Origin of the sequence: Prevotella rectalis (assembly GCF_900607215.1) — a bacterium.
Lineage (GTDB): Bacteria > Bacteroidota > Bacteroidia > Bacteroidales > Bacteroidaceae > Prevotella > Prevotella brunnea.
The window spans coordinates 1,184,800-1,185,374 of record NZ_LR027820.1 but is presented as its reverse complement, the minus strand read 5'-3'; the positions used below and the strand labels follow the sequence as shown (position 1 = coordinate 1,185,374).

The following is a 575-nucleotide window of genomic DNA, read 5'->3' as shown; positions in this document are numbered from 1 at the left end:
GACGGCAGCAGGGAGGTGCTCACGGTTGTCAATCATCCCACAGAAGGGGCTCTTTGCTGGAAAGACGAGCTTGAGGCCTTGAAGCAAAGAGGCGTCGAACAGATAGACTTAGTCGTTTCCGATGCATTGCAAGGAATAGAGAATGCCGTCTGTGCAGCCTTTCCCGGTGCCGCACACCAGTTCTGCGTGGCACACGTCAAGCGACAGATACTCAGCGGCGCATCACATAAAGACAAACCGGTAATGGCGCAGCAGCTCAGTGAAGTGTTCCAATTGGAGAACAACGAGATGAATTCCTTGCAGGGATACGAACAATTCATTACCTTTGTCGAGAAATGGGAAAGGAAATATCCTGCACTAAGAAAGTACAAGGCTGAACGCAACAGTGCCTACTTCACGTATATGGACTTCCCGCCCCAAGTGCAGAGGTGCATATATACGACCAACTGGATTGAAAGGCTCAACAGGAAGTACAGGAGAACCATCCAAATGAGGACATCCATGCCATCAGAGAAGTCTGTCATCTTCCTCCTGGCAGCCGTGGCGATGGAGGAAACAAAGACAACATATGAAAG

1 protein-coding gene is annotated in these 575 nt (G+C 49.9%); it reads left to right on the top strand.

Features of this window, described 5'->3' with window-relative positions:
* Positions 1 to 575, top strand: a 575-nt coding sequence (locus E0E16_RS15085; RefSeq protein WP_181951321.1) for an IS256 family transposase, incomplete at both ends; no start/stop codon positions are given.